24 protein-coding genes are annotated in these 26,474 nt (G+C 68.3%); 18 read left to right on the plus strand and 6 right to left on the minus strand.

The annotated features are described in order from the left end of the window. Nucleotides 1-63: 63 nt before the first annotated feature. Both PARN5_RS0117705 and bhcR read right to left on the minus strand, forming a co-directional pair. Nucleotides 64-1,749, minus strand: coding sequence for a DUF6345 domain-containing protein (locus PARN5_RS0117705; RefSeq protein WP_018001109.1), 1,686 nt, complete (start codon nucleotides 1,747-1,749; stop codon nucleotides 64-66). A 182-nt stretch (nucleotides 1,750-1,931) separates the two neighbouring features. Beyond that, a complete protein-coding gene (bhcR, locus tag PARN5_RS0117710; RefSeq protein ID WP_018001110.1) occupies nucleotides 1,932-2,771 on the minus strand; it encodes an HTH-type transcriptional regulator BhcR in 840 nt (279 codons plus the stop codon). A gap of 184 nt (nucleotides 2,772-2,955) precedes the next feature. Between bhcR and bhcA the strand changes: the two genes are divergently transcribed. The 8 genes from bhcA to PARN5_RS0117750 all read left to right on the plus strand — a co-directional run bounded on the left by bhcA (nucleotide 2,956) and on the right by PARN5_RS0117750 (nucleotide 12,212). Next, nucleotides 2,956-4,146, plus strand: a complete 1,191-nt coding sequence (gene bhcA / locus PARN5_RS0117715) for an L-aspartate--glyoxylate aminotransferase BhcA (RefSeq protein WP_018001111.1) — start codon at nucleotides 2,956-2,958, stop codon at nucleotides 4,144-4,146. 3 nt (nucleotides 4,147-4,149) lie between these two features. Continuing rightward, entirely contained in the window at nucleotides 4,150-5,109 is a 960-nt protein-coding gene (bhcB, locus tag PARN5_RS0117720) for a beta-hydroxyaspartate dehydratase BhcB (RefSeq protein ID WP_018001112.1), read from the plus strand. 11 nt (nucleotides 5,110-5,120) lie between these two features. Further along, nucleotides 5,121-6,284, plus strand: coding sequence for a 3-hydroxy-D-aspartate aldolase BhcC (gene bhcC / locus PARN5_RS0117725; protein WP_018001113.1), 1,164 nt, complete (start codon nucleotides 5,121-5,123; stop codon nucleotides 6,282-6,284). Next, nucleotides 6,284-7,246 carry an iminosuccinate reductase BhcD gene (bhcD, locus tag PARN5_RS0117730; RefSeq protein WP_018001114.1) on the plus strand — a complete coding sequence of 321 codons (963 nt, stop codon included), beginning with the start codon at nucleotides 6,284-6,286 and terminating at the stop codon, nucleotides 7,244-7,246. Before bhcC ends, bhcD begins: the two co-directional genes overlap by 1 nt. 34 nt (nucleotides 7,247-7,280) lie before the next feature. Beyond that, the gene (locus PARN5_RS0117735; protein ID WP_026155543.1) at nucleotides 7,281-8,762 is read left to right on the plus strand and encodes a nucleobase:cation symporter-2 family protein; all 1,482 of its coding nucleotides are present in this window, start codon (nucleotides 7,281-7,283) and stop codon (nucleotides 8,760-8,762) included. Further along, the gene (locus PARN5_RS0117740; protein ID WP_018001116.1) at nucleotides 8,762-10,105 is read left to right on the plus strand and encodes an 8-oxoguanine deaminase; all 1,344 of its coding nucleotides are present in this window, start codon (nucleotides 8,762-8,764) and stop codon (nucleotides 10,103-10,105) included. The genes PARN5_RS0117735 and PARN5_RS0117740 overlap by 1 nt, the downstream gene beginning before the upstream one ends. Before the next feature lie 16 nt (nucleotides 10,106-10,121). Further along, nucleotides 10,122-10,472: a hydroxyisourate hydrolase gene (uraH, locus tag PARN5_RS0117745; RefSeq protein ID WP_018001117.1), complete on the plus strand. Its 351-nt coding sequence runs from the start codon at nucleotides 10,122-10,124 to the stop codon at nucleotides 10,470-10,472. A 237-nt stretch (nucleotides 10,473-10,709) separates the two neighbouring features. Further along, nucleotides 10,710-12,212, plus strand: a complete 1,503-nt coding sequence (locus PARN5_RS0117750) for a nucleobase:cation symporter-2 family protein (RefSeq protein WP_232419449.1) — start codon at nucleotides 10,710-10,712, stop codon at nucleotides 12,210-12,212. Nucleotides 12,213-12,333: 121 nt separating this feature from the next. Here PARN5_RS0117750 and PARN5_RS0117755 read toward each other — a convergent pair whose 3' ends face one another. Further along, on the minus strand, nucleotides 12,334-13,263 hold the full coding sequence (locus tag PARN5_RS0117755; RefSeq protein WP_018001119.1) for a LysR family transcriptional regulator: 930 nt from the start codon (nucleotides 13,261-13,263) through the stop codon (nucleotides 12,334-12,336). A gap of 93 nt (nucleotides 13,264-13,356) precedes the next feature. Between PARN5_RS0117755 and PARN5_RS0117760 the strand changes: the two genes are divergently transcribed. The 5 genes from PARN5_RS0117760 to cbbX all read left to right on the plus strand — a co-directional run bounded on the left by PARN5_RS0117760 (nucleotide 13,357) and on the right by cbbX (nucleotide 18,052). Continuing rightward, complete coding sequence (locus tag PARN5_RS0117760) at nucleotides 13,357-14,313, plus strand: hypothetical protein (RefSeq protein ID WP_018001120.1); 957 nt, start codon at nucleotides 13,357-13,359, stop codon at nucleotides 14,311-14,313. Nucleotides 14,314-14,322: 9 nt separating this feature from the next. Beyond that, nucleotides 14,323-15,195 carry a phosphoribulokinase gene (locus tag PARN5_RS0117765; protein WP_018001121.1) on the plus strand — a complete coding sequence of 291 codons (873 nt, stop codon included), beginning with the start codon at nucleotides 14,323-14,325 and terminating at the stop codon, nucleotides 15,193-15,195. Between the two features lie 23 nt (nucleotides 15,196-15,218). Next, a complete protein-coding gene (locus PARN5_RS0117770; RefSeq protein ID WP_198289632.1) occupies nucleotides 15,219-16,673 on the plus strand; it encodes a form I ribulose bisphosphate carboxylase large subunit in 1,455 nt (484 codons plus the stop codon). A gap of 11 nt (nucleotides 16,674-16,684) precedes the next feature. Then, nucleotides 16,685-17,074, plus strand: coding sequence for a ribulose bisphosphate carboxylase small subunit (locus PARN5_RS0117775; RefSeq protein WP_018001123.1), 390 nt, complete (start codon nucleotides 16,685-16,687; stop codon nucleotides 17,072-17,074). A 69-nt stretch (nucleotides 17,075-17,143) separates the two neighbouring features. Next, entirely contained in the window at nucleotides 17,144-18,052 is a 909-nt protein-coding gene (gene cbbX / locus PARN5_RS0117780; protein WP_018001124.1) for a CbbX protein, read from the plus strand. On the opposite strand, the gene PARN5_RS0117785 is transcribed toward cbbX, so the two are convergent. Together PARN5_RS0117785 and PARN5_RS0117790 are read right to left on the minus strand one after the other, a co-directional pair. Next, a complete protein-coding gene (locus tag PARN5_RS0117785) occupies nucleotides 18,049-19,368 on the minus strand; it encodes an FAD-binding oxidoreductase (RefSeq protein WP_018001125.1) in 1,320 nt (439 codons plus the stop codon). The two genes, cbbX and PARN5_RS0117785, sit on opposite strands and share 4 nt — an antisense overlap. After that, nucleotides 19,365-20,714 (minus strand): glutamine synthetase family protein, encoded by a 1,350-nt coding sequence (locus tag PARN5_RS0117790; protein WP_018001126.1) that lies wholly within the window; start codon nucleotides 20,712-20,714, stop codon nucleotides 19,365-19,367. The genes PARN5_RS0117785 and PARN5_RS0117790 overlap by 4 nt, the downstream gene beginning before the upstream one ends. 133 nt (nucleotides 20,715-20,847) lie before the next feature. Here PARN5_RS0117790 and PARN5_RS22560 point away from each other — a divergent pair, with 133 nt between their 5' ends. Then, nucleotides 20,848-21,534, plus strand: a complete 687-nt coding sequence (locus PARN5_RS22560) for a GntR family transcriptional regulator (RefSeq protein ID WP_018001127.1) — start codon at nucleotides 20,848-20,850, stop codon at nucleotides 21,532-21,534. Between the two features lie 110 nt (nucleotides 21,535-21,644). Continuing rightward, on the plus strand, nucleotides 21,645-22,085 hold the full coding sequence (locus tag PARN5_RS22565; protein WP_018001128.1) for a hypothetical protein: 441 nt from the start codon (nucleotides 21,645-21,647) through the stop codon (nucleotides 22,083-22,085). A gap of 44 nt (nucleotides 22,086-22,129) precedes the next feature. Here PARN5_RS22565 and ychF read toward each other — a convergent pair whose 3' ends face one another. After that, a complete protein-coding gene (gene ychF, locus PARN5_RS0117810; protein WP_018001129.1) occupies nucleotides 22,130-23,227 on the minus strand; it encodes a redox-regulated ATPase YchF in 1,098 nt (365 codons plus the stop codon). A gap of 124 nt (nucleotides 23,228-23,351) precedes the next feature. Between ychF and trpA the strand changes: the two genes are divergently transcribed. The 3 genes from trpA (at nucleotide 23,352) to PARN5_RS0117825 (ending at nucleotide 26,409) form a co-directional block, all read left to right on the plus strand. Beyond that, nucleotides 23,352-24,149, plus strand: a complete 798-nt coding sequence (gene trpA / locus PARN5_RS0117815; RefSeq protein ID WP_018001130.1) for a tryptophan synthase subunit alpha — start codon at nucleotides 23,352-23,354, stop codon at nucleotides 24,147-24,149. A 102-nt stretch (nucleotides 24,150-24,251) separates the two neighbouring features. Continuing rightward, a complete protein-coding gene (locus PARN5_RS0117820) occupies nucleotides 24,252-24,869 on the plus strand; it encodes a glutathione S-transferase family protein (RefSeq protein ID WP_018001131.1) in 618 nt (205 codons plus the stop codon). A 10-nt stretch (nucleotides 24,870-24,879) separates the two neighbouring features. Next, the gene (locus PARN5_RS0117825) at nucleotides 24,880-26,409 is read left to right on the plus strand and encodes a VOC family protein (protein ID WP_018001132.1); all 1,530 of its coding nucleotides are present in this window, start codon (nucleotides 24,880-24,882) and stop codon (nucleotides 26,407-26,409) included. The last annotated feature ends 65 nt before the right edge of the window (nucleotides 26,410-26,474 follow it).

Here is a 26,474-nt window from a genome sequence, read left to right on the forward strand (position 1 = left end):
CCCCTGCCCGGCCGCCGAATTGTGCCCGGAGACGGCTGCCTCCGTCCCCGGGCTACCGGATCGTCAGTCACCCAGGTCGGACTGGATCCAGTAACGCTTGCGAAAGCCGCGCCGGCATTCGATCTCGATCGCCTTGCGGGCCACGAGACGCGCCGTGTTGCTGCGGATTCCGTAGCCGATTTCCTGCGTGCCCGGCAGCACGGTCAGTTCCAGCGGCGCCGCGCCGCGTGCCGCCAGGTCGCGCATCAGCCGCGCCGAATGCTGGGCCAGCATCTGCGGGATCGCCGGCGGCTCGAGCCCGGTTTCGGCGCCGGCCGGCGGGGCCGGATCGTCCGGCAGGCCGTTGCGATGGGCGCGGGCCGGCAGCAGCTCGGCCACGCGGCGCAGGCTCGATTCGATGCGCAGCACCGTGCCGTCCGGGCGCATGGTCAGCCGCAGCTTGCCCGAATCCGGTGTCAGCACCGGGATGCCGGCAAAGCTCTGGCGGAACTGCACCACGATCTCGTCCAGGCTTTCGCGGGCAGGCTCGTCGGGGCGGCAGGGGGTGGCGCTGGCCGACATGGCCAGCAGCACCCGGTCGAAGACCAGCTCGCAGCCCGGTTGCAGAAAGCCGTAGCGGCGCAGCGCACTGCGGGCGCGGGCGACCAGCGCCCGGCGCTGCAGCGGCATGCGGGCCTGCTGCCCGGGCCGGCTGGGCGCGAAGGCCAGCAGGATGCGGCCGTCGGGGCGCAGGTGGAACAGGCTTCCGCCCTGTTCCAGGCGCAGCCCGTCCTCGCCCTGCCGGCAGAGCAGCCCAGGCTCGCCGCCGATGCGCGACAGGACCTCGCCGGCCAGGGCGTGATCTTCGGCCGGGGGCACCAGCCGCACGGCCGAGAAGGCCTCGGGCGGGGTCGAGAGCCCGGGCTCGCGCGGGCCAAGCGGGGTCGGGACATGCCAGCGCCAGGCCCACCAGGTCCCGCCCGCCGCCGCCGCGCGAAAGCGCCGTTCGTGAAACAGCCGGTCCAGCGCCTCGTCGCGGCTGTCGCCGCAGGCGGCCACCGCCGGGCTCTGGTCGGTCGAGACGTCGCCGCAGCCGTCCAGCCAGGCTTGCGAGAAACTCTTGCCCAGCCGCCAGTGCCGCCAGAAATTGCGGCCGTATTGGCCCGAATCCCAGCAGGAGCTGTCGAAGCCGAACATCATCCGCAGCCCGGCATTGGCCCGCGCCCAGACCTGCGCCGGCCCCTGGCCCTGATCCTGGCTCACGTCGCAGGGCAGCGACTGGCTGGCCGACCAGAACAGATAGCGCAGCCCGCCGCCGCCGAAGCGCATCCGCTCCGAGGTCAGGCAATGGTCGGCGCCGTTCCACAGCGCCCCCATCGGCAGGTGGAAGACGCCGCGCTCATCGGTGCGACCGTGGCCGGCGTGATAGAAGACCCGCACGGAATCCATGTCGCGGCCGGGAGCGTGCTCGGTCTCGCGCCGATCATAGATCCAGGATTTCACGCCGAGGTCGCGGCGCCAGAATTCGGGGGTGGCAAAGCCGTCCACCGCATCGAGGAAGCCTTCGGCATCGCGATGCGCGGCATGCAGCGCACCCGCGGCGCGATAGGTCTCGACGCTGCAGGCCCCGTAAAGCCGGCTCGCCGCGTTGCCGGCATCCAGCACGCCGCCGGCCACAACCTCCGCGGGATCGGGGTCGTCGTCCGCCTGCGGGACCGGGTGGGCGCGCTGCGGGTGCAGAATGCCGAAACGGGGCGTGTAATCGTCCATCACCAAAGCTCCTTGCGGACAGCGCCGGGACCGTAGGCCGGTCCCGACGCGACGGCTGCTGCAAGAGGCTAGGCCGGCCCGCGTGAACTGGGCGTGAATCCGCCAATTCACTTAACGACCGCGCCGGTTTCCCGGTAATTTGGCGCAATTTTGCGCATTTAGGCTGGCGGGCGGATGAGGAATCACGATTCGCCGCCCGTTCCCCGCGCCGGCGTCATGCCAAAGGACAGTTCGCGCGCCGCCGCGATCACCGCCTCGGACATCGCCTCCAGCCGCGCGTCCGACATGCGCAACGTCGGCCCCGAGACCGAGATCCCCGCCGCCGCCTCGCCCGAAAGGTCGAAGATCGGCGCCGCGATGCAGCGCATCCCGGGCGTGCGTTCCTCATTGTCCAGCGAATAGCCGCGGGCGCGGATCCGGGCCAGATCCTGCTCCAGCGCCTGCGCTTCGGTCAGGGTCTTGTCGGTAAAACGCTGCAACGCCATCCCCTGCAGCATCAGCCGCAACTGTGCCGGGCGGACATGCGCCAAAAGCGCCTTGCCGATCCCCGAGGCATGCAGCGCCGAGCGGGTGCCGGGCGGAAAGAAGGCACGGATCGTCTCATGCGTTTCGGCCTGGGACAGGAACAGCACCGCATCGCCGTTCAGGATGCCAAGGTTCGCGGTCTCGCCGGTCTGCTCCATCAGCCGCCGCAACAGCGGGCGCGCGCGTTCCACCAGCCCCGAGCGGCGCATGAAGGCCGAGCCATGGCGAAAGGCGGTCGGCCCGACATGCCAGGCCTGGGTCGCGGGATCGGTCTCGGCCACGCCGCGCGCGGCCAGCGTCACCAGCACCCGGTGCACGGTCGAGGGCGCCATGTCGAGCCGCTGCCCGATCTCGCTGAGCGTGAGCCCGCTGGAACTGGCGATCAGGTCCAGGATGTCCAGCGCCCGGTCGAGCGCGCGGATGCCGCCCGAATCCTCGGCCCCCGCCCCGGCCGTGCGCCCGCGCGGGCGGCCCCTTTTGCGCAGCTCTGCTGACATTCAAATATTCCTTGCGATAGATATGCGGGATTATTGAAAATCAGGAATCCCGCATGGAAAAGCCCAACATCCTGTTTCCATGTCCTTTTACACGGTTTTTCCGCGATTGCGAAATATTTTTCAGAAAAATTGCCCGAATGGACAGCAGGGCCTAGGCTGGGTGACAAGCGCAGGAGGAATTGCCATGACCAGCCAGAACCCGATCTTCATTCCCGGCCCGACCAACATCCCCGAGGAGATGCGCAAGGCCGTCGACATGCCCACCATCGACCACCGCTCGCCGGTGTTCGGCCGCATGCTGCACCCCGCCCTGGAAGGCGTCAAAAAAGTGCTGAAAACCGAGAGCGCGCAGGTTTTCCTGTTTCCCTCGACCGGCACCGGCGGCTGGGAAACCGCCATCAGCAACACGCTGTCGCCCGGCGACAAGGTGCTGGCCGCGCGCAACGGCATGTTCAGCCACCGCTGGATCGATATGTGCCAGCGCCACAGCCTGGACGTGACCTATGTCGAGACGCCCTGGGGCGAAGGCATCCCGGCCGACCGCTTCGAGGAGATCCTGACCGCCGACAAGGGCCACGAGATCCGCGTCGTGCTGGCCACGCATAACGAGACCGCGACCGGCGTCAAATCCGACATCGCCGCCGTCCGCCGCGCGCTGGACGCGGCCAAGCACCCGGCGCTGCTGTTCGTCGATGGCGTCAGCTCCATCGGCTCGATGGATTTCCGCATGGACGAATGGGGCGTCGACATCGCCGTCACCGGCAGCCAGAAGGGCTTCATGCTGCCGCCGGGCCTGGCCATCGTCGGCTTCTCGCCCAAGGCGATGGAGGCGGTCGAGACCGCCCGCCTGCCGCGCACCTTCTTCGACATCCGCGACATGGCGACCGGCTATGCCCGCAACGGCTATCCCTACACGCCGCCGGTCGGCCTGATCAACGGCTTGAACGTCGCCTGCGAGCGGCTGCTGTCCGAAGGGCTCGAGAACGTCTTTGCCCGCCACAACCGCATCGCCTCCGGCGTGCGCGCCGCGGTCGAGGCCTGGGGGCTGAAGCTCTGCGCCGTCCGGCCCGAGCTTTATTCCGACAGCGTCAGCGCCATCCGCGTGCCCGAGGGTTTCGACGCCAACCGCATCGTCAGCCATGCGCTGGAGACCTATGACATGGCCTTCGGCACCGGCCTGGGCGAAGTCGCGGGCAAGGTGTTCCGCATCGGCCACCTGGGCAGCCTGACCGACGCCATGGCGCTGTCGGGGATCGCCACGGCCGAGATGGTGATGGCCGACCTGGGCCTGCCGGTCAAGCTGGGCTCGGGCGTCGCCGCCGCGCAGGAGCACTATCGCCAGTCCACCGCCGCGGCGCTGAAAAAGGCCGCCTGAGGGATGAAGGACGCCATGTATATCCCGACCTATCAGGACATGCTGGACGCGCATGAGCGCATCAAGCCGCATATCCGCCGCACGCCGATCCGCACCTCGGATTACCTGAACGAGCTCGCCGGCGCGCAGCTGTTCTTCAAATGCGAGAATTTCCAGGAGCCGGGGGCCTTCAAGGTCCGCGGCGCCACCAACGCGGTCTTCGGCCTGGACGAGGCGCAGGCGGCCAAGGGCGTCGCCACGCACAGCTCGGGCAACCATGCCTCCTGCCTCAGCTACGCGGCCATGCTGCGCGGCATCCCCTGCAACGTGGTCATGCCGCGCACCGCGCCGCAGGCCAAGAAGGACACCGTGCGCCGCTATGGCGGCAAGATCACCGAATGCGAGCCCTCGACCAGCTCGCGCGAGGAAACCTTCGCCAAGGTGCAGGCCGAGACCGGCGGCGATTTCGTCCATCCCTATAACGACCCGCGCGTGATCGCCGGCCAGGGCACATGCGCCCGCGAGGTGATGGAGCAGACCGACGGGCTCGACATGATGGTCGCGCCGATCGGCGGCGGCGGCATGATCTCGGGCACCTGCCTGACGCTCTCGACGCTGGCGCCCGAGGTCAAGGTGATCGCGGCCGAGCCCGAGCAGGCCGACGACGCCTATCGCAGCTTCAAGGCCGGCCACATCATCGCCGACGACGCGCCCAAGACCATCGCAGACGGCCTCCTGGTGCCGCTCAAGGACCTGACCTGGCATTTCGTCAGGAACCACGTCAGCGAGATCTACACCGCCTCGGACGCCGAGATCGTCGATGCGATGAAGCTGATCTGGAAGCACCTGCGCATCGTGATGGAGCCCAGCAGCGCCGTGCCGCTGGCCACCATCCTGAAGAACCCCGAAGCCTTCGCCGGCAAGCGCGTCGGCATCATCGTTACCGGCGGCAATGTCGATCTCGACAAGCTGCCCTGGATCTGAGGAGCATTCCCATGAACGCGAAAGCGGATTTCGCCGGCTTCGAAGTCGGCTATGACATTCCCGCCCTGCCCGGCATGGACGAGGGCGACATCCAGACGCCCTGCCTGATCCTGGACCTGGACGCGCTGGAGCGCAACATCAGGAAGATGGGCGACTACGCCAAGGCCCATGGCATGCGCCACCGCAGCCACGGCAAGATGCACAAGTCGGTCGACGTGCAGAAGCTGCAGGAATCCCTGGGCGGCGCCGTCGGCGTCTGCTGCCAGAAGGTCAGCGAGGCCGAAGTCTTTGCCCGTGGCGGCATCAAGGACATCCTGGTGTCGAACCAGGTCCGCGACGCGGCCAAGATCGACCGCCTGGCCCGCATGCCGAAGCTGGGCGCGACCGTGACGGTATGCGTCGATGACGTGGCGAACGTGGCTGACCTGTCGGCGGCGGCGCAAAAGCACGGCACCAACCTTGGCGTGTTCATCGAGATCGACTGCGGCGCCGGTCGCTGCGGCGTCAAGACCACCCCGGAAGTGCTGGAAATCGCCCGCGCCGTGGCGGCAGCCCCCGGCCTGACCTTCAAGGGCATCCAGGCCTATCAGGGCGCCATGCAGCACATGGACAGCTATGAGGATCGCAAGGCGAAGCTCGACGCCGCCATCGCGCAGGTCAAGGATGCCGTGGACGCGCTGACCGCCGAAGGGCTCAAGCCCGAATTCGTCTCGGGCGGCGGCACCGGCTCCTATTATTTCGAAAGCAATTCGGGCGTTTACAACGAATTGCAATGCGGCTCCTATGCCTTCATGGACGCGGATTACGGCCGCATCCACGACAAGGACGGAAAGCGCATCGACCAGGGCGAATGGGAAAACGCGCTGTTCATCCTGACCTCGGTCATGAGCCATGCCAAGCCGCATCTGGCGGTGGTCGATGCGGGCCTGAAGGCGCAGTCGGTCGACAGCGGCCTGCCCTTCATCTATGGCCGCGACGATGTGAAATACATCAAGTGCAGCGACGAGCATGGCGTGGTCGAGGATCCGCAGGGCGTGCTGAAGGTCAACGACAAGCTGCGGCTGGTGCCCGGCCATTGCGACCCGACCTGCAACGTGCACGACTGGTATGTCGGCGTCCGGAACGGCAAGGTCGAGTCGGTCTGGCCGGTCTCGGCGCGCGGAAAGGCCTATTGATGTTCGTCGTCGCCGAAAAGGAAATCGCGGGTCTGATGACCCCCGAGGCGGCCTTCGAGGCCATCGAGGCGGTCTTTGCCTCGATGGCCCGGCGCAAGGCCTACAACTTCCCGGTGGTCCGCGAGGCCATCGGGCATGAGGATGCGCTCTATGGCTTCAAGGGCGGCTTCGACGCCTCGGCGCTGGTGCTGGGCCTGAAGGCCGGCGGCTACTGGCCGAACAACCAGAAGCACAACCTGATCAACCACCAGTCCACGGTGTTCCTGTTCGACCCCGATACCGGCCGGGTCTCGGCCGCCATCGGGGGCAACCTGCTGACGGCGCTGCGCACCGCGGCGGCCTCGGCGGTGTCGATCAAGTATCTGGCGCCGAAAGGTGCCAAGGTGCTGGGCATGATCGGCGCCGGCCACCAGTCCGCCTTCCAGATGCGGGCGGCGGCTGCCGTGCACGGCTTCGAAAAGGTCATCGGCTGGAACCCGCATCCCGAGATGCTGACCCGGCTGGCCGATACCGCGGCCGATCTGGGCCTGCCCTTCGAGGCGGTCGAGCTGGACCGGCTGGGCGCGGAAGCCGACGTGATCATCTCGATCACCTCGTCCTTCTCGCCGCTGCTGATGGATCAGCACGTCAAGGGCCCGACGCATATCGCGGCCATGGGCACCGACACCAAGGGCAAGCAGGAGCTGGACCCGGCGCTGGTCGCGCGCGCCCGGGTGTTCACCGACGAGGTCGCGCAGTCGGTGACGATCGGCGAATGCCAGCACGCCATCGCGGCGGGCCTGATCGCGGAGGAGGCGATCGGCGAGCTGGGCGCGGTGGTCTCGGGCGACGATCCGGGCCGCGACGGCGCGGAGGTCACGATCTTCGACGGCACCGGCGTGGGCCTGCAAGACCTGGCCGTGGCGCAAAAAGTCCTTGAAATCGCCAAGGAAAAGGGACTGGCGCAAGAGGTCGAGATCTGAAGTAACGTCCTGAAAACTGGGAGGTATGGGACGAATGCAAGTAAGCCGAACCCCGCCCGGGTTCGATCCGGTCGAGGAGCGCATCGCCGCTCCTCGGCTGTTGACCCTGGGTCTCCAGCATGTGCTGGTCATGTATGCCGGCGCCATCGCGGTGCCGCTGATCGTCGGCCGCGCCCTGCAGCTTTCGCCGCAGGACGTGGCCTTCCTGATTTCCGCCGACCTGTTCGTCTGCGGGATCGTCACCATCATTCAAAGCTTCGGCGCCACGCAATGGTTCGGCATCAAGCTGCCGGTGATGATGGGCGTGACCTTCGCGGCCGTGGGGCCCATGGTCGCCATCGCCTCGGCCAATCCCGGCCCCGAGGGCGCGCGGATGATGTTCGGCGCCATCATGGCGGCGGGCCTGATCTCGATCCTGTTCGCGCCGCTGGTCAGCCGCATGCTGCGGTTCTTTCCCAGCGTCGTCACCGGCACGGTGATCCTGGTCATCGGCGTGTCTCTGATGCCGGTGGGCATCAACTGGATCTTCGGCCTGCCCGTCGGCCCGACCGCGCCGAAGCTGGTCGATCCCGCCGCCCAGGCCTGGCTTGACGCCGCCCGCGCCGCCGGCGGCGTGCCCGAGGCCGTCAAGCTGCTGCCGACCGTGGCCAACCCCGAATATGCCTCGCTGCCGCGCATCCTGATCGGCATCACCGTGCTGGCCTCGATCCTGCTGATCGCGCGTTATGCGCGGGGCTTCGTCGCCAATATCGCGGTGCTTCTGGGCATCGTCATCGGCGGCGTGCTGGCCGCCACCCTGGGCATGATGCATTTCGGCGGCGTCTTGGGCGCGGCCTGGTTCGCGCCGATCAAGCCCCTGCATTTCGGCGCGCCGATCTTCGATCCGGTGATGATCCTGACCATGCTTCTGGTCATGTTCGTGACCATGATCGAGTCGACCGGCATGTTCCTGGCGCTGTCCGACATCTGCGGCCGCCGCATGACACCCAGGGCGCTGGCCGCGGGCCTGCGCGTGGACGGGCTCGGCACCGCCATCGGCGGGCTGTTCAACACCTTCCCCTATACGTCCTTCAGCCAGAACGTGGGCCTGGTCGGCGTGACCGGCGTGCGCTCGCGCTTCGTCTGCGTGGCGGGCGGCGCGATCATGATCGTGCTGGGGTTGATCCCCAAGATGGGCGCGCTGGTCGAAAGCCTGCCGACCACGGTGCTGGGCGGCGCGGGGCTGGTGATGTTCGGCATGGTCGCCGCGACCGGCATCCGCATCCTGTCGACCGTCGATTTCAAGGGCAACAAGCACAACCTGTTCATCGTCGCCGTCTCGCTGGGGCTTGGCATGGTGCCGATGATCGCGCCCGACTTCAACCAGTGGCTGCCGCATTCTCTGCACACGCTGATCCATTCCGGCATCCTGCTGGCCGCGCTGGCCGCCGTCGGGCTGAACTGGTTCTTCAACGGTGCGCCGCATACCTCGGACGAGGAAATCGCCGCGGCGGCCCATGCAGCGGAGGCTCATTGATGGCAAGACGCCTGCTCATTCGCGGCGCCGAGGTGGTCGTCACCATGGACGGCGCCCGGCGCGAGATCGCGGGCGGCGACGTGCTGGTGGACGGCGGGGTGATCTCCGCGGTCGGCACCGGCCTGGTGGCCGAGGGCAGCGAAGTGGTCGAGGCGCGGGGCTGCGTCGTCACGCCCGGCCTCGTCAACACGCATCACCACCTGTTCCAGACCCTGACCCGCGCGGTGCCTGCGGCGCAGGACGCGGCGCTGTTCGGCTGGCTGCGCACGCTCTATCCGATCTGGGGCCGCATGACGCCCGACGACATTCGCCTGTCCACCCGCATCGGCCTGGCCGAGCTGGCGCTGTCGGGCTGCACCTGCTCGTCGGACCACCTGTATCTGTTCCCGAACGGGTCGCGGCTGGACGACAGCATCGAGGCGGCGGCGGAGATCGGCATCCGCTTCACCGCCACCCGCGGCGCCATGTCGATCGGCGAGTCCAAGGGCGGCCTGCCGCCCGACGCGCTGGTCGAATCCGAGGCCGCGATCCTCAAGGACAGCGAGCGCGTCGTCGCCGCCTTCCACGACCCGAACCCCGGCGCCATGGTGCAGGTCGGCCTCGCGCCCTGCTCGCCCTTCTCGGTCGGTCGGGAACTGATGCGCGACGCCGCCATTCTCGCCCGCGACAAGGGCGTGCGTCTGCACACCCACCTGGCGGAAAACGACGAGGACATCGCTTATTCGCTGGAAAATTTCGGCATGCTGCCCGGCGACTATGCCGAAAGCCTGGGCTGGACCGGCGACGATGTCTGGCACGCGCATTGCGTGAAACTGTCCGACAAGGAAATCGACCTCTTCGCCCGCACCGGCACCGGGGTGGCGCATTGCCCCTGCTCGAACGCGCGGCTTGCCTCGGGCATCGCGCCGGTCCGCAAGATGCGCGATGCGGGCGTGCCGGTGGGTCTGGGCGTCGATGGCTCGGCCAGCAACGACTGCTCGCATCTGGGGCTCGAGGCGCGGCAGGCCATGCTGGTCGCGCGCCTGCGCGACGGGCCGGCGGCGATGGGCGCCCGCGAGGCGCTGGAGATCGCCACCCTAGGCGGCGCCCGCGTGCTGGGCCGCAGCGACATCGGCGCGCTGGAGCCCGGCAAGCGCGCCGACCTGGTGCTGTGGGACGTTTCCGAACTGCCGGCCGCCGGGCAATGGGACCCGGTCGCGGCGCTGGTCTTCTGCGCGCCGATCCGGCCGCGCGCGGTCTATGTCGAGGGCCGCGCCGTGGTGCAGGATCATCACCTGACCGGCGCCGACACGAATCATCTGAACGAACAGGCCCGCCGTGCCATCGTGCGGCTGGCGGATTGACAAGGAAAGGAAGACTATGCCCGGCTATCTGACCACCCATGTGCTGGACACCGCCAATGGCACGCCCGCGCAGGGCATGCGGATCGAGCTCTACCGCCTGGACGGCGAGCGCCGGCTGATTGCCGAGACCGTCACCAACCACGACGGCCGCACCGACAAGCACATCCTGCCCGAAGCCGAGTTCCAGGCCGGCGAATACGAGCTGGTGTTCCATGTCGGCGCCTGGCTCGACGGCATCGGCCACCAGGCGGCGCAGCCGCGCTTCCTGGACGTGGTGCCGCTGCGCTTCGGCATGTCGGAACAGGACCATTACCATGTGCCGCTGCTGATCTCGCCCTACGGCTATTCGACCTATCGCGGCAGCTGAACCGCGCCCCGGCCGGCCCCCTTGGGCCGGTCCTTCTTTCCGCAAACTCCCCTTGAAATCCGCGCCGCCGGCCCCCGGCGGCGGCCGCGACCGGCTGCGTGCCAGGCTGCGACTTTCTATCGCAGCTTGGGTTAGCTTAAACCGATCATGCAAAGTCAGCCGGCACCCATCCCGCTAAATTCCGGTCAGCCCCCGCGAGGAGAGAGCGCAGGGTCCGACGAGACGGAGGAGAACACCGTGCAGACAACCCCAGACATGGCCCCGGCTTCGGCCCCGCCTTCGGCCCCGGCCGCGGCCGCCACGCGGCCCGAGGACGAGAAGCTCGGGCTTTTCGCCAATATCGCCTACGGCATCCAGCACATCCTGACCATGTATGGCGGCATCGTCGCCGTGCCGCTGATCGTCGGCCAGGCCGCGGGCCTGTCGCCGGCCGACATCGGGCTCTTGATCACCGCATCGCTGTTCGCGGGTGGGGTGGCCACGATCCTGCAGACCATGGGCCTGCCCTTCTTCGGCTGCCAGCTGCCGCTGGTGCAGGGCGTGTCCTTTGCCGGCGTCGCCACGATGATCACCATCTCGGGCAATGGCGGCATCCAGGCGGTGTTCGGCGCCGTGATCGCGGCCTCTTTCCTGGGGCTGCTGATCACGCCCATCTTCTCGCGCATCACGCGCTTCTTTCCGCCGCTGGTCGCGGGCATCGTCATCACCACCATCGGGCTGACGCTGATGCCGGTCGCCGGTCGCTGGGCCATGGGCGGCAACAGCAAGGCCGAGAATTTCGGCAGCGTGGAAAACATCCTGCTGGCCGGGGTGACGCTGGCCATCGTGCTGCTGCTCAGCAAGGTCGGCAATGCCACCATCTCGCGCCTGTCGATCCTGCTGGCGCTGGTCGCGGGCACGCTGATCGCATGGCTGACCGGCATGACCGACTTTTCCCAGGTCGGCAATGGCGCGGTCTTCGCGCTGCCGGACATCTTCCACTTCGGCTGGCCGACCTTCGGGGTGGCGGCGACCATCTCGATGTTCATCGTGATCCTGGTCACGCTGGTCGAGACCTCGGCCGACATCTTCGCCGTGGGCGAGATCGTCGAGACCAAGGTCGATTCGCGCCGGCTGGGCGACGGGCTGCGCGCCGACATGCTGTCCTCGATGCTGGCGCCGGTCGTGGGTTCGTTCACGCAAAGCGCATTCGCCCAGAACGTCGGGCTGGTCGCGGTCACCGGGGTGAAAAGCCGCTATGTCGTCGCCACCGGCGGGCTGATCCTGGTGCTGCTGGGCCTGTTGCCGATCATGGGCCGCGTCGTCGCCACCATCCCGATGCCGGTGCTGGGCGGGGCGGGGATCGTGCTGTTCGGGACGGTCGCGGCCAGCGGCATCCGCACGCTCGCCAAGGTCGATTACCACGGCAACATGAACCTGATCATCGTCGCGACCTCGATCGGCTTCGGCACGCTGCCGATCATGCTGCCCGAGTTCTACCACCATTTCCCGACCTGGGTGCAGACGATCTTCCACTCCGGCATCAGCTCCTCGGCCATCATGGCGATCCTGCTGAACCTGATGTTCAACCACTTCACCGCCGGGAATTCGGAGGAGCCCTCGGTCTTCGGCGCCGCGGCCGAGCGGGTGATCCGTTACACCGACATCTCGCAGCTCGAGGACGGGGATTATTTCCTGGATGGCAAGCTTTTCGACGCGGCCGGCAACGAGGTGCCGCTGATCCGCCCGGCCGAGCACTAGGCGCGCGCTCTTTCGGCGGTCGCCCCGGCCATGCTGGCGGGGCGGCTGTCTGCCATGAGGGGGCCGCCGATCATCTGCGGTCTGCCGCTTGCGCGAAACCGGATCGCCGGAACTCCCGCGCTCAGCCGTCCAGTCGCGGCAGGAAACCACCCCGCTGCGCCAGGATGTGGTCGTGGACGCGCTGGCCGGCCGGCGACAGCGCCATGTCCTCGCGCCGCATCAGGAACCAGCTGCGCTGGATCGGCAGGCCCACGGCCCGGATCGCGACCAGCCGGCCGGCGCGCAGCTCTTCGGTCACGGTATGCTGCGAGATCAGCGCGATGCCGAGCCCGGCGATCACCGCCTGCTTGATGGTCTCGTTGGTGCCCATCTCGACCATGCGCCAGGGCGTGCCCTCGCCGAGACGGTCCAGTAACCGGGTCATCAGGATGCGGGTGCCCGAACCGGCCTCACGCGCAAGGAAGGTCTCGGCCAGCAGATCCTGCGGCGTGGCCGGGTCGGCCTCGGCCAGCGGATGGCCGGCGGGCGCGATGATGACATGGGGATGCGGGCCGATCAGTTCGGCCAGCACGGCGGGCGCCCGCGGCGGCCGACCCATGATCGCCAGGTCCAGCGCCCGCGATTGCAGCCACTGGATCACCGCGTCGCGGTTGCCGATGCGCAGCGTCACCTCGACCTCGGGCAAGGCGCGGCGCAGATCGGCGACGAGGCGCGGCGCGAAATACTTGCCGGTCGAGATCACCCCCAGCGAGACATTGCCGACATGGCCGCTTTGCAGCGCCGCCACCCGCCGCGCGCAACCGTCAAGCGCGATGGCGATCTGCGCCTCGGCGGCCAGGACCGCCCGGCCCTCGTCCGTGGGCAGGAAGGCGCCATGCTCGCCGCGGCAGACCAGCGCGGCGCCCATCAGATCCTCGAGCGCGCGCAGCTGGCCGTGCACCGCCGGCGGCGTCAGCCCAAGCTCGGCCGCCGCGGCGGTCAGCGAACCGCTGCCGGTCACGGCGCGCAGCGCCCGCAGGTGGCGCAGGGTCACGGCGTCGATGCGAGCCATTCAGAATTTCCAAAAACGATTTCTGTATTATTAAATGTTCTGAAAGGCGCCGCCGTGTCAACAAGTCTCCGGACGTTTGGGGGGAGACGGAACATGACGGCCGAGCGCATGGAAAGCGCGGAAATCCCGGCGCAATTGCGCCCGGCGATGCAGGCGCTGGCCAGCGGCAGCGTCGCCTTGGCCGGGCTGGTCCGCCGCGCCTCGACCGACCCGCGCGCGCCCGCGCGGCTGGAGCGCGAGGCCGCCGCCGTCTTTACCCACGCCCTGCCCGGCGCCGGGCTGCGCTGGCTCGACATGGGCAACGGCCCGGCCGGGCTGGACCCGCAGGGCGGCTTCGCCCTGGCGCTGACGCCGCTCGACGCCAGCGCCAATATCGGTATCGAGCTTGCCACCGGCACGCTGTTTTCGCTGCATGCCGCCGCCGATACCGCGGCCGAAAGTTTCCTGCGCCCGCCGTCCGAGCAGCTGGCGGCGGGCTATGTCATCCACGGCCCGCGCTGCATGATGATGGTCAGCTTCGGCGACGGGGTGCAGCATTACCTGCTGGACCCCGACGCCCAGGTCTTCCGGCTGGTGAACCGGCGGCTGCGCATGCCGGAATGCGCCTTCGAATTCGCCATCGACGTGGCGCATTACCGGCACTGGCCGCGCCCGGTGCGGGCCTATATCGACGATTGCCTGGCCGGCAGCGACGGGCCGCGGAAAAAGAACTTCGCCATGCGCTGGCTCGCCTCGCTGGTGGCCGAGACGCATCGCATCCTGATGCATGGCGGCGTGTTCCTGCAACCCGGCGGCGACGCCCGCGACGCGGCAAGCCGGCTGCGGCTGGTCCATGACTGCGCCCCGATCGCCCGGCTGATCGAAGAGGCCGGCGGCCGCGCCACCGACCTGTGCGAGCCGGTGCTGGGCCTGCGCCCAGCCGGGCTAGACCAGCGCATCCCCTTCGCCTTCGGCTCGACCGAGAAGGTCGCGCGCATCGCCGCCTATCACGACCTGCCGGAGCCCGAGGTCTCGGCGCTTTTCGGTCATCGCGGCCTGTTCCGGGCCTGAGAGGAGAGCATGAGCAGGAAGCACCCGATCATCTCGGTCACAGGCTCGTCGGGGTCCGGGACCACGACCATCAAGAACACCTTCGACCAGATCTTCCGCCGCGAGGGCATCCGCGCCGTCAGCATCGAGGGCGACGCCTTCCACCGCTACGACCGCGCCGCGATGAAGGCGGAGCTGGCGCGCCGCACCGAGGCGGGCGACCATACCTTCAGCCATTTCAGCCTGGACGCCAACGACCTGGAAAAGCTGGAACAGGTGTTTCGCGACTATGGCGCCACCGGCATGGGCGAGACGCGCCATTACATCCATGACGAGGACGAGGCCAAGGAATGGGGCGTCACGGCCGGCAGCTTCACCCCCTGGGCGAAGTTCGACCCGACCTCGGACCTGCTGTTCTACGAGGGGCTGCATGGCGCGGTCCGCACCGAGACCCTGGACATCGCCGGCCATGCCGACCTGAAGATCGGCGTGGTGCCGGTCATCAACCTGGAATGGATCCAGAAGATCCACCGCGACAAGGCCAGCCGCGGCTATTCGACCGAGGCGGTCACCGACGTGATCCTGCGCCGGATGCATGCCTATGTGCATGTCATCTGCCCGCAATTCACCCAGACCGACATCAACTTCCAGCGCGTGCCGGTGGTCGACACCTCGGACCCGTTCATCGCGCGCTGGATCCCAACCGCCGACGAAAGCCTGGTGGTGATCCGCTTCAAGAATCCGCGCGGCATCGACTTTCCCTATCTGACCTCGATGCTGCAGGGCTCGTGGATGAGCCGCGCCAATTCCATCGTCATCCCGGGGCCCAAGCTCGACCTCGCCATGCAGCTGATCCTGACGCCGATGATCCTGCGGCTGGTCAGCGAATCGAAACGCGCCTGAAAGGAGGCTTCGCCATGGACGAGATGCCCCGGTCCGAGATCACCGACAAGAAGCAGCGCTATGCCGCGGGCGTGCTGAAATATGCGCAGATGGGCTATTGGGACGGCAATTACGAGCCCGGGGACACCGATGTGCTGGCGCTGTTCCGCATCACCCCGCAGGAGGGCGTGGACCCGATCGAGGCGGCGGCGGCGGTGGCCGGCGAAAGCTCGACCGCGACCTGGACCGTGGTCTGGACCGACCGGCTGACCGCCTGCGACCAGTATCGCGCGAAAGCCTACAGGGTCGAGCCGGTGCCGGGCACGCCGGGGCAATATTTCTGCTACGTCGCCTATGACCTGATCCTGTTCGAGGAAGGCTCCATCGCCAATGTGACCGCCTCGATCATCGGCAATGTCTTCAGCTTCAAGCCGCTGAAGGCGGCGCGGCTCGAGGACATGCGCTTTCCCATCGCCTATCTGAAGACGTTTGCCGGAGCCCCCACCGGCATCGTGGTCGAGCGCGAGCGGCTGGACAAGTTCGGCCGCCCGTTGCTCGGCGCCACGACCAAACCCAAGCTGGGGCTGTCGGGCAAGAACTACGGCCGCGTGGTCTATGAGGGGCTGAAGGGCGGGCTCGACTTCATGAAGGACGACGAGAACATCAACTCGCAGCCCTTCATGCATTGGCGCGACCGCTTCCTCTACTGCATGGAGGCGGTGAACAAGGCCACCGCCGCCACCGGCGAGGTCAAGGGCCATTACCTGAACATCACCGCCGGCACCATGGAAGAGATGTATCGCCGCGCCGAACTGGCCAAGGAGCTGGGCTCGGTCATCGTCATGGTGGACCTGATCGTCGGCTGGACCGCGATCCAGTCGATTTCCAACTGGTGCCGGCAGAACGACATGATCCTGCACATGCACCGCGCCGGGCACGGCACCTATACCCGGCAGAAGAACCACGGCATCAGCTTCCGCGTCATCGCCAAATGGCTGCGCATGGCGGGGGTCGATCACCTGCATTGCGGCACCGCCGTCGGCAAGCTGGAGGGCGATCCGCTGACCGTGCAGGGCTATTACAACGTCTGCCGCGAGATGCAGAACGCGGTCGACCTGCCGCGCGGCATCTTCTTCGCGCAGGACTGGGGCAACCTGAAGAAGGTGATGCCGGTCGCCTCGGGCGGCATCCATGCCGGGCAGATGCACCAGCTCTTGGACCTGTTCGGCGACGACGTGGTCTTGCAATTCGGCGGCGGCACCATCGGCCACCCGATGGGCATCCAGGCCGGCGCGACCGCCAACCGCGTGGCGCTGGAGGCGATGGTGCTGGCGCGCAACGAGGGCGTGGACATCAGGGCCGAGGGCCCGGAAGTCCTGCGCCGCGCCGCCAAGTGGTGCAAGCCCTTGGAGGCGGCGCTGGATACCTGGGGCAACGTCAGCTTCGACTACACCTCGACCGACACTTCGGACTTCGTTCCGACCGCGTCCGTCAGCTAAGGGAGAGAGAAATGCGCATCACCCAGGGCTGCTTTTCCTTCCTGCCCGACCTGACCGACGAGCAGATCCGCGACCAGGTGGAATATATGCTGTCGAAGGGCTGGGCGGTCGGGATCGAGTTCACGGATGAGCCGCATCCCCGCAACACCTATTGGGAGATGTGGGGCCATCCGATGTTCGACCTTCGGGACGCCAGGGGCGTGATGATGGCGCTGGACGCCTGCCGCAAGGCGCAGGGCGACAGCTATATCCGCATCAACGCCTTCGACAGCACCCGGGGATGGGAGACGGTGATGATGTCCTTCATCGTCAACCGGCCTGGGTCGGAGCCGAGCTTCAAGACCTGGCGGATGGAGGCCGATGGCCGGCATATCCGCTATACGCATGAGCTGGTCGGCTGATGGCGCTGCCAGGCCGGGGGCTGTCTGCCCCCGGACCCCCGAGGGTATTTGGGAAACGGAGAAAGCCCGATGGGTGGCGATGTGGGTGAAAAGACCGCCACGGTGGATCTGACGGCCGAGTATGAATCCTCGGGCGTGCGCGAGATCCTGGACGGGCTGGATCGCGAGCTGATCGGGCTGGCGCCGGTCAAGCAGAGGATCCGCGAGACGGCGGCGCTGCTGCTGGTGGAGCGGGCGCGGCGCGCGCTGGGTCTGGCGCATGAGGCGCCGACGCTGCACATGAGCTTTACCGGCAATCCCGGCACCGGCAAGACCACGGTGGCGTTGAAGATGGCCGGGCTGCTGCATCGCCTCGGCTATGTGCGCAAGGGCCATCTGGTCAGCGTCACCCGCGACGACCTGGTCGGGCAATATATCGGCCATACCGCGCCCAAGACCAGGGAGGTGCTGAAGAAGGCCATGGGCGGCATGCTGTTCATCGACGAGGCCTATTACCTCTACAAGCCCGACAATGAGCGCGACTATGGCCAGGAGGCGATCGAGATCCTGTTGCAGGTGATGGAGAACAACCGCGACGACCTGGTGGTCGTCATGGCCGGCTATGCCGACCGGATGGACCGCTTCTTTGCCGCCAATCCGGGCTTTCGCTCGCGCATCGCCCATCACATCGCGTTCCCCGATTACGCGGATGCGGAACTGGCGCGGATCTCGGAGGCGATGCTGGCGGCGCAGGGCTATGGCTTCGACGCCGGCGCCCGCGCGGCCATGGCCGAATATATCGCGCTGCGCCGCGCGCAGCCGCATTTCGCCAATGCCCGCTCGATCCGCAATGCGCTGGACCGGGCGCGGCTGCGGCAGGCGAACCGATTGTTCTCGGCCGCGGCCCCGGTCGATGCCGCGGCGCTCTCGACCATCACCGAGGCCGATCTGCGCCCCAGCCGGGTGTTCTCGGGCGGGCTGGACGGCGGTCGGGGCTAGATCCCCAGCCGGTCGCGCAAGCCGTACCACCAGGAGCCGATCACCGAATAGGGCACGCGGAAGGTCCGGCCGCCCGGGAAGGGGATCCAGGGCACGGCGGCGAAACTGTCGAAGCGGCTGCTGTCGCCGTGGATCGCCTCGGCCAGGATGCGGCCGAAGGTGTGGCTGCCGGTGACGCCATGGCCCGAGTAGCCATGGGCGAAATAGGTATTCGTCCCGATCCGCCCCATCTGCGGCACCCGGCTGAAGGACAGCGCGAAATTCCCCGACCAGGCATAGTCGATCCGCACCTTGTCGAGCTGCGGGAACACCTTCAGCATATTGCCCCAGAGCTTGGCCTTGATGTCGCTGGGATCGGCGCCGCCATAGACCGTGCCGCCGCCGAAGAGCAGTCGCTTGTCCGCCGACATGCGGTAATAGTCGAGGATGTAGCGCAGATCCTCGATGCAGACGTCCGAGGGCATCAGCGCCGCCGCGCGTTCCGCGCCCAGGGGCTCGGTCGCCATGATCTGGGTCGAGACCGGCATGACCCGGTTTTCCAGCGCCGGCACGACATGGCCCAGATAGGCATTGCCGCAAAGCACCAGCACCTTGGCGCGGATCTCGCCCTGCGCCGTCTTCAGCGACGGGTGCGGCGCCTGGTGATCGACCGAGACGACCGGCGACATCTCGAAGACGGTGCCGCCCAGGCTTTCCAGCGCCGCCGCCTCGCCCAGGGCCAGGTTCAGCGGGTGCATGTGGCCGCCCTTGTGGTCGATCATGCCGCCGACATAGCGGTCGCTTGCGACATGGGCCTGCATCTGGCCGGCGTCCAGCATCTGCTGGCTGTCGATGCCGTAGCCGCGCCAGAGCGTCCAGCGTTCTTCCAGCTCGCGCAGATGCGCGCCGGTCAGGGCGGCGAAGACATTGCCGGGCTTGAGATCGCATTGGATGCCATAGGTCGCGACGCGCTCGCGGATGATGTCGCCGCCCTCCATCACCAGCCCGGCGACGAAGCGGGCGGTGTCCTGGCCGTAGCGGCGGGCGATGGTCTGCAGGCTGGCGTTCAGCCCGTTGACGATCTGGCCGCCATTGCGCCCCGAGGCGCCCCAGCCGATGCGCGCGCCCTCGATCACCGTGACCTGGTGGCCCTTTTCGGCCAGGTGCAGCGCGGTCGAAAGGCCGCTATAGCCGGCACCCAGCACGCAGATCTCGGTCTCGTGCAGCCCCTGCAATTGCGGGCGCAGCGGCGCCGGGTTGGCCGAGGCGGCGTAATAGCTGCCGGTATGGGCGCCATTGCCGGCATAGGACGGGGATCCATGGGACGGGGGCATCATACGGCCTCCAGGTAGGAGTGATATTCGAATTCGGTGACCTGGCGGGTAAAGCGGCGCAGTTCCTGCAACTTGCATTGCACGAACATCCGCCGCAGCCGCTTGCTGTAGATCTGTTCGATCAGCGGCCCCTTGGCGAAGGCGTCGATGGCCGAGGCCCAGTCGGGCGGCAGGGTTTCCAGCTCCAGCGAATAGGCGTCGCCGACGATGGGCGGCGGCGGCTCCCAGGCGTTCTCGATGCCCAGAAGCGCGCCGCCCAGGATCGAGGCCAGCACCAGATAGGGATTGGCATCGGCGCCGGCGACGCGATGCTCGATGCGGCGCGCCTTGCGGCTGCCGCCGGGGATGCGGATCGCCGCGGTGCGGTTTTCATAGCCCCAGGCCACGGCCGAGGGGGCATGGGCGCCGGGCAGCAGACGGCGAAAGCTGTTCTCGTGCGGGGCGAAGACCAGCGCGTTTTCCTGCATGGTGCGCAGCAGCCCGGCTACGGCGTGGCGCATGGTGTCGGTGCCCTCCTCACCGCCATTGTCGAAGACGTTACGGCCCTGGGCGTCCTCGAGCGAGAAATGCACATGCATCCCCGAGCCGGCGCGGTCGCCATAGGGCTTGGCCATGAAGGTGGCGGCGAAGCCGTGCTTGCGGGCGATGCCCCGCACCAGCCGCTTGAACAGCACCGCGTCGTCGGCCGCCTCCAGCGGGTCGGCGACATGCAGCAGGTTGATCTCGAACTGGCCGGCGCCGTTTTCCGAAATCGCCGCGTCGGCCGGGATGCCCTGGCTTGCGCAGGCGTCATAGACCTCGTTCAGGAAGGCGTCGAAATGCTGGAGCTCGTCCAGCGACAGCGCGCCGTCCGAATCCAGCCGCTTGCCGGTGACGGGCGAGCGTGGCGGCTGCGGCACCGTGCCGGATGGATCGACGACATAGAATTCCAGCTCGGTCGCCACCACCGGGGTCAGGCCAAGCGCCTTGTAGCGGTCGACCACCGCCGCCAGCGCCCGGCGCGGGTCGCCCATGAAGGGCGTGCCGTCCTCTTGCCGCATCCACAAGAGCGCGAAGGCCGCCGGGCGCGAGGTCCAGTCCACCGGGCTGAGCGGCCGCCCGGTGAAATCGCACAGGCCGTCGGCGTCGCCGGTGTCCCAGACCAGCTCGTTGCCCTCGATATCCTCGCCCCAGATGTCCATGCCCAGCAAGGACAGCGGCATGCGCAGCGCGCCCGAGGTGATCTTGCCGAGCTGGTCCACCGGCACGCGCTTGCCGCGCATCACCCCGTTCAGGTCGCAGATGCAGGCAAAGATCGTCTCGATGGCGGGGCGGTCCGCCAGCCAGGCCATCGGATCGGATCTGCTCATGTCGGACACTCCTGCTGTCGATCACGTTGGGAATTTTGTGATACCATTTCTTCATATGTGATCGAAATTCGTGCTTGAGTCAACTCGGGCTTCGTTGCATCCTTGGCCGTCCCAGCCCGCGCAAGGCCCGCCGATGATCCAGCCCGAGCTTCCCGAGATCCCGCGCGACGCGGCGATGACGACGCAGGAATATGCCTATCTGCGGCTGCGCAATGCGGTGATGCTGGGCGCGCTGCCGCCGGGCACGGCGCTGACCTTTCGCGGCCTGGCCGGGCAGCTCGGCCTCAGCCCGACGCCGATCCGCGAGGCGGTGCGGCGGCTGAGTTCCGAAAGCGCCATCGAGGTCCTGGGCAACCGCCGGCTGCGCATCCCCGAGATGACGCCGGGCCGGTTCGAGGAGCTGGTGCGCCTGCGCATCGCATTGGAGACCCATGCCGCCGCGCGCGCCTTTCCCTGGCTTTCGGACGTGGCCATCGCCGGGCTGGCCGGAATCGACGACCGGATGGACGCAGCGCTGGCCGCGCGCGACCTGGACGGGTTGACCCGGCTGAACCAGCAGTTCCACAAGCGGCTCTACGGGCTGAACCCGGACCAGGCGGTGATCCCGCTGATCGAGAGCGTCTGGCTTCAGCTGGGCCCGTTCCAGCGCCGCGCCATCGAGCATCTGGACGCCGCCGCCCCGGACGACCGCCACAAGGAGATGCTGGCCGCCATGCGGGCGCGCGATCTGGACGCGCTTTGCGCAGCCCTGGGGCGCGACGTGCAGGACGGCTCGGTCCGCGCCGGGCAGCGGTTGTTGCAGGGCGCCGCGCGGGGCTGAAGTGCGGCATCGGCGGCTTGCCGCGCATGGCGCGGGCCAAGCCTGCCGGACGGCTAAAACCCGCCCGAAAGCCGCGCTATGCCGTGATGGAAACCGCCATGGAGCCTGGAATGAATCGCCCCTTCCGCTTTGCCCTGCTGCTTGCGCTGGCCGGCAGCCTCGCCACCCCGGCGCTGGCCGATCGCGACCGCGACCGTGATCGCGAGTGGAACCGCCATCACGGCCACCACCACAAGCACGACGACCACCGCAACGACCGCCGCGACGGAAAGCGCCACGAGGCGCGGCGCGGCTGTCCCGGCGGGCTGGTCTGGTATCGCGGCGAATGCCTGCGCAAGGAGCGGGTGCAGCGCCTGGTCCGCTACCGCCCGGGCATCGGCGACGTGTTCAACCCGGGGCAATATCAGCGCATCGCCGACCCGCGGCTCTATGCGCTGCAACAGGGGCAGAACTGGAACTATTATCGCGACGACAACCAGATCTATCGCGTGGACAGCAAGACCCAGCGGGTGCTGGCGGTCATGCAGCTGCTCCAGGCCCTCTCGAACTGAAGCCGGCCGGGGCGGGCCTTGCGTCCGCCCCTGGCAGCCGGGCGTCAGGCGTTGAACAGGAAGTGCAGCACGTCGCCGTCCTGCACCTCGTAGGACTTGCCCTCGACGCGGAACTTGCCGGCCTCGCGCGCGCCGGCCTCGCCCTTGTAGGTGACGTAATCGTCATAGGCGACGGTTTCGGCCCGGATGAAGCCGCGCTCGAAATCGCCATGGATCACGCCCGCCGCCGCCGGGGCGAGCGTGCCCTTGTGGATGGTCCAGGCGCGGGCCTCCTTGGGGCCGACGGTGAAATAGGTTTCCAAGCCCAGCAGCTTGTAGCCCTCGCGGATCAGCCGGTCGAGCCCGGCCTCGTGCAGGCCCATCTCCTCGAGGAACATGGTCGCCTCCTCGGCGGGCAGCTGGCTGATCTCCTCCTCGATCTTCGCGGAAATCACCACATGGCCGGCGCCCTGCGCCCGCGCCATCTCGGCCACGCGCTCGGACTGGCTGTTGCCGGTGGCGGCCTTGTCTTCCTCGACGTTGCAGACGAACAGCACGGGCTTGGCGGTCAGCAGTTGCAGCATCCCCCAGGCCTTCTGGTCCTCGTCATCGACCTTGACGGTGCGGGCGGGCTTGCCGGATTCCAGCGCCGCCTGCGCGGCCTTCAGCAGCCTTTCCTGCGCCACGGCCTCCTTGTCGCCGCCCTTCAGCTTGCGGGCGATGTTGGCCAGCCGGCGCTCGACCGACTCCAGGTCGGCGATCATCAGCTCGGTCTCGATGGTCTCGGCATCGGCGATGGGATCGACGCGGCCCTCGACATGGGTCACGTCGCCATCCTCGAAGCAGCGCAGGACATGGGCGATGGCATCGACCTCGCGGATATTGGCCAGGAACTGGTTGCCCAGCCCCTCGCCCTTGCTCGCGCCCTTCACCAGGCCCGCGATGTCGACGAAGGTGATGCGGGTCGGGATGATCTGCTTGCTGCCCGCGATCTCGGCCAGCTTGTCCAGCCGCGGGTCGGGCACGGCGACCTCGCCCACATTGGGCTCGATGGTGCAGAAGGGAAAGTTCGCGGCCTGCGCGGCGGCGGTTTTCGTCAGCGCGTTGAACAGCGTCGATTTGCCCACGTTCGGCAGGCCGACGATCCCCATGCGAAAGCCCATGATCTATCCCTTTCCCCGGATTTCCGCGCTTATTATGGGGCGGTGACGCGCAAGTCCAGTGGCGGGGCGTTGATCTTGCCCCCGCTGCGGGCTAGGGCTTGGCCGAACAGGGGAGATCCGGCGCATGAGCAGAATTGACGACACGTTTGCCCGGCTGGCCGAGACCGGCGGCAAGGCTTTCGTCGCCTATATGATGGGTTGCGACCCGGATTACGACCAGTCGCTTGCGATCATGCGCGGCCTGCCCGGCGCCGGGGTCGACATCATCGAGCTGGGCATGCCCTTCACCGACCCGATGGCGGACGGCCCGACCATCCAGGCCGCCGGCCAGCGCGCCCTGGCCGCCGGCGGCAGCGTCAGCCGGGTGCTCGAGATGGTGCGCGCCTTCCGCGCCGGCGATGACGCCACGCCGATCGTGCTGATGGGCTATTACAACCCGATCTATGCGCGCGCAGGCGGCGTCGATCGCTTCCTGACCGAGGCCGCCGAGGCCGGCGTCGACGGGCTGATCGTCGTCGACCTGCCGCCCGAGGAGGATGCCGAGCTGTGCCTGCCCGCCCGGGCCAAGGGCATCAGCTTCATCCGCCTGGCGACCCCCACCACCGACGACCGCCGCCTGCCCGCCGTGGTCAGGAACACCAGCGGCTTCGTCTATTACGTCAGCGTCACCGGCATCACCGGCGGCCCGGCCGCGAATGCCGCCGAGGTCGCGCCGGAGGTCGCCCGCATCCGCGCCGCAGCCGGGCTGCCCATCGTGGTGGGCTTCGGCATCTCGACCCCCGAGGCGGCGCAGGCGGTGGCGGGCGTGGCGGACGGCTGCGTCGTGGGCAGCGCCATCGTCAAGCAGATCGGCGAGGGCCGCCCGGTGCCCGAGATCCTCGACTTCGTGGCCAGCCTCGCCGCGGGCGCCCATCGCGGCTGAGCCACCCCTCCGTTCGTCCATGCCAAACGCCGCGTTCCGCCCGTTTGCGGTTGGGAACCGGCGCGGCCGGGCTATGTTGGTCCCGAACGAACGGAGGATTTCATGCCCAAGCTGCTTTACCACACCGGCGCCTGCTCGCTGGCGCCGCATATCGTGCTGGAATGGATCGGCGCGCCCTATGAGGAACAGAACGTCGAATTCGGCTCGGCCGAGCTTCTGGCCGCCAACCCCTCGGGCGCGGTCCCGGCGCTGATCGAGGACGACGGCTGGATCCTGACGCAATGCGGCGCGATCCTGCATTACCTGGCGCGAAAGCATCCCCAGGCCGGGCTTGGCGGCGCGCCGGACATCCGCGGCCAGGCCGAGCTGGAGCGCTGGTCCAGCTTCCTGACCGGCGACCTGCATCCGGCCTTCTTCCCGATCTTCATGCCGCAGCGCTATACCACCGGCACCGCCCCCGCCGACCGCGAGGCGGCGCAGGAAGCGGGCCGCAAGCTGGTGCGCAAGAAGCTCAGGCTGCTGGACGACCACTTGGCCGGGCGCGACTGGATCCTCGACAGCCGCTCGATCATCGACGCCTATGCCTTCCCGATGATCCGCTGGGCCGCGAAACTGCTGCCCGAAGGCACCGGGGCCTGGGCCAATGTCCAGGCCCTGCACGACCGCATCGCGGCGGATCCCGCCGTGCAACGTGTCCTGGCCCGCGAGGCGGGCGAATAAGGAGAGCATCATGCCCACCGGCATCCATCACGTCACCGGCATCACCCGCCGGGTGCAGGCCAATGTCGATTTCTACGCCGGCTTCCTGGGCCTGCGGCTGGTCAAGCGCACGGGCGGCTTCGAGGATGCCGAGCAGTTGCACCTGTTCTATGGCGATGCCCTGGGCTCGCCCGGCTCGCTCGTCACCTTCCTGGTCTGGGAAGACGGCGCGCCGGGCCGGGTGGGCCACCGCCAGGTCGCCGAAATCGCCCTGGCCGTGCCGCCCTACAGCATCGGCGAATGGCTGACCCGCGCCATGACCGCGCGCATTCCCGTCGAGGGCCCGGCGCGCGAACATGGCGAGACGGTGCTGCGGCTGAAGGACCCGGACGGCATCATCGTCAAGCTGGTGGGCCTGGACCTGCCGGCCACCGCCCCCCTGCCCGATCCCATCGCGCCGACCCGGCTGCGGTCGGTGACGCTGCTGACCGAAAAGCCGGCCGAGACCGCGGCTTTCGCCGCCCGCTTCGGCTATCGCCCCGGCCCGGTCGAGGGCGCGGTGCAGCGGCTGGTCTCCGACCGGGACGCGATCGACATCCGCGACGCCACCGGCTTCTTTCCCGGCATTCCCGGCACCGGCACCCTCGATCACGTCGCCTTCCGCGCGGTGGATGCCGACGCGGTGCGGGCGATGGAGCAGGCGTTGCAGGGCACCGACGTGACCCATGTGCACGACCGGAAGTATTTCCTGTCGCTCTATGTCCGCGAACCGGCGGGCACGCTGCTGGAATATGCCACCGATGCTCCCGGCTTCACCGTCGACGAGGCGCCGGAGAATCTGGGCGAGACGCTGTTCGTGCCCCCCCATGACGCGGCGCGCGCCGACGATCTGCGCGTGATCCTGCCGCAATTCGCCCTGCCGGGCGAGGAAAGGACGCCGATGCGCGAACTGCATTTCATCCACCGCTTCCACCGGCCGGACAATCCCGACGGCAGCACCATCGTGCTGCTGCACGGCACCGGCGGCAACGAGACCGACCTGATGCCGCTGGCCGCCCGGCTGGCGCCCCGCGCGACCCTTCTGGGCGTGCGCGGCCGCTCGACCGAAGAGGGCATCAACCGCTGGTTTCGCCGCTTCGACGCCGTGACCTACGACCAGGCCGACATCCGTGCCGAATCCGAGGCCTTCGCCGGCTTCATCGCCGAGGCGGCGCGGGCTTACGCCCTGGACCCGCAGGCGCTGACCTATCTGGGCTATTCGAACGGCGCCAATCTGCTGGGGGCGGTCCTGCAACTGCACCCCGGGCTGATCCGCCGGGCGGTGCTGCTGCGCGGCATCCAGGTGCTCGAGGACCCGCCGGCGCTGGCGCCCGATGCGTTGGCCGGCAGCCGGGCGCTGCTGCTTCACGGCGCGCGCGACCCCTTCGGCCGGATGGCACCGGCGCTGGAACAGGCGCTGCGCGCCGGCGGTGCCGATCTGCAGGCCGAGACGCTTGCCGCCGGGCACGAGCTGTCGCCGCTGGACCTGGCGGCCGCGCAGGGCTGGCTGGCGCGGGCCTGACCGGCCGGGGCGGCGGTTCCGCCCCGGCTGTTTCCAAAATCCGAACGCGGCTTTTCCATATGTCC

The sequence above is a fragment of the Paracoccus sp. N5 genome (genome assembly GCF_000371965.1).
Taxonomy (GTDB): Bacteria; Pseudomonadota; Alphaproteobacteria; order Rhodobacterales; family Rhodobacteraceae; genus Paracoccus.

What these genes read in the sequence shown, in the direction of transcription:
- trpA (WP_018001130.1), top strand. Translation starts at nt 23,352, where the DNA reads ATGAGCAGAATTGACGACACGTTTGCCCGGCTGGCCGAGACCGGCGGC.
- bhcA (WP_018001111.1), top strand. Translation starts at nt 2,956, where the DNA reads ATGACCAGCCAGAACCCGATCTTCATTCCCGGCCCGACCAACATCCCC.
- PARN5_RS0117820 (WP_018001131.1), top strand. Translation starts at nt 24,252, where the DNA reads ATGCCCAAGCTGCTTTACCACACCGGCGCCTGCTCGCTGGCGCCGCAT.
- bhcD (WP_018001114.1), top strand. Translation starts at nt 6,284, where the DNA reads ATGTTCGTCGTCGCCGAAAAGGAAATCGCGGGTCTGATGACCCCCGAG.
- PARN5_RS0117705 (WP_018001109.1), bottom strand. Translation starts at nt 1,749, where the DNA reads ATGGACGATTACACGCCCCGTTTCGGCATTCTGCACCCGCAGCGCGCC.
- PARN5_RS0117790 (WP_018001126.1), bottom strand. Translation starts at nt 20,714, where the DNA reads ATGAGCAGATCCGATCCGATGGCCTGGCTGGCGGACCGCCCCGCCATC.
- PARN5_RS0117775 (WP_018001123.1), top strand. Translation starts at nt 16,685, where the DNA reads ATGCGCATCACCCAGGGCTGCTTTTCCTTCCTGCCCGACCTGACCGAC.
- PARN5_RS0117735 (WP_026155543.1), top strand. Translation starts at nt 7,281, where the DNA reads ATGCAAGTAAGCCGAACCCCGCCCGGGTTCGATCCGGTCGAGGAGCGC.
- PARN5_RS0117770 (WP_198289632.1), top strand. Translation starts at nt 15,219, where the DNA reads ATGCCCCGGTCCGAGATCACCGACAAGAAGCAGCGCTATGCCGCGGGC.
- bhcC (WP_018001113.1), top strand. Translation starts at nt 5,121, where the DNA reads ATGAACGCGAAAGCGGATTTCGCCGGCTTCGAAGTCGGCTATGACATT.
- PARN5_RS0117785 (WP_018001125.1), bottom strand. Translation starts at nt 19,368, where the DNA reads ATGATGCCCCCGTCCCATGGATCCCCGTCCTATGCCGGCAATGGCGCC.
- cbbX (WP_018001124.1), top strand. Translation starts at nt 17,144, where the DNA reads ATGGGTGGCGATGTGGGTGAAAAGACCGCCACGGTGGATCTGACGGCC.
- PARN5_RS22560 (WP_018001127.1), top strand. Translation starts at nt 20,848, where the DNA reads ATGATCCAGCCCGAGCTTCCCGAGATCCCGCGCGACGCGGCGATGACG.
- PARN5_RS0117765 (WP_018001121.1), top strand. Translation starts at nt 14,323, where the DNA reads ATGAGCAGGAAGCACCCGATCATCTCGGTCACAGGCTCGTCGGGGTCC.
- PARN5_RS0117760 (WP_018001120.1), top strand. Translation starts at nt 13,357, where the DNA reads ATGACGGCCGAGCGCATGGAAAGCGCGGAAATCCCGGCGCAATTGCGC.
- ychF (WP_018001129.1), bottom strand. Translation starts at nt 23,227, where the DNA reads ATGGGCTTTCGCATGGGGATCGTCGGCCTGCCGAACGTGGGCAAATCG.
- PARN5_RS22565 (WP_018001128.1), top strand. Translation starts at nt 21,645, where the DNA reads ATGAATCGCCCCTTCCGCTTTGCCCTGCTGCTTGCGCTGGCCGGCAGC.
- PARN5_RS0117825 (WP_018001132.1), top strand. Translation starts at nt 24,880, where the DNA reads ATGCCCACCGGCATCCATCACGTCACCGGCATCACCCGCCGGGTGCAG.
- PARN5_RS0117740 (WP_018001116.1), top strand. Translation starts at nt 8,762, where the DNA reads ATGGCAAGACGCCTGCTCATTCGCGGCGCCGAGGTGGTCGTCACCATG.
- PARN5_RS0117755 (WP_018001119.1), bottom strand. Translation starts at nt 13,263, where the DNA reads ATGGCTCGCATCGACGCCGTGACCCTGCGCCACCTGCGGGCGCTGCGC.
- uraH (WP_018001117.1), top strand. Translation starts at nt 10,122, where the DNA reads ATGCCCGGCTATCTGACCACCCATGTGCTGGACACCGCCAATGGCACG.
- bhcB (WP_018001112.1), top strand. Translation starts at nt 4,150, where the DNA reads ATGAAGGACGCCATGTATATCCCGACCTATCAGGACATGCTGGACGCG.
- bhcR (WP_018001110.1), bottom strand. Translation starts at nt 2,771, where the DNA reads ATGTCAGCAGAGCTGCGCAAAAGGGGCCGCCCGCGCGGGCGCACGGCC.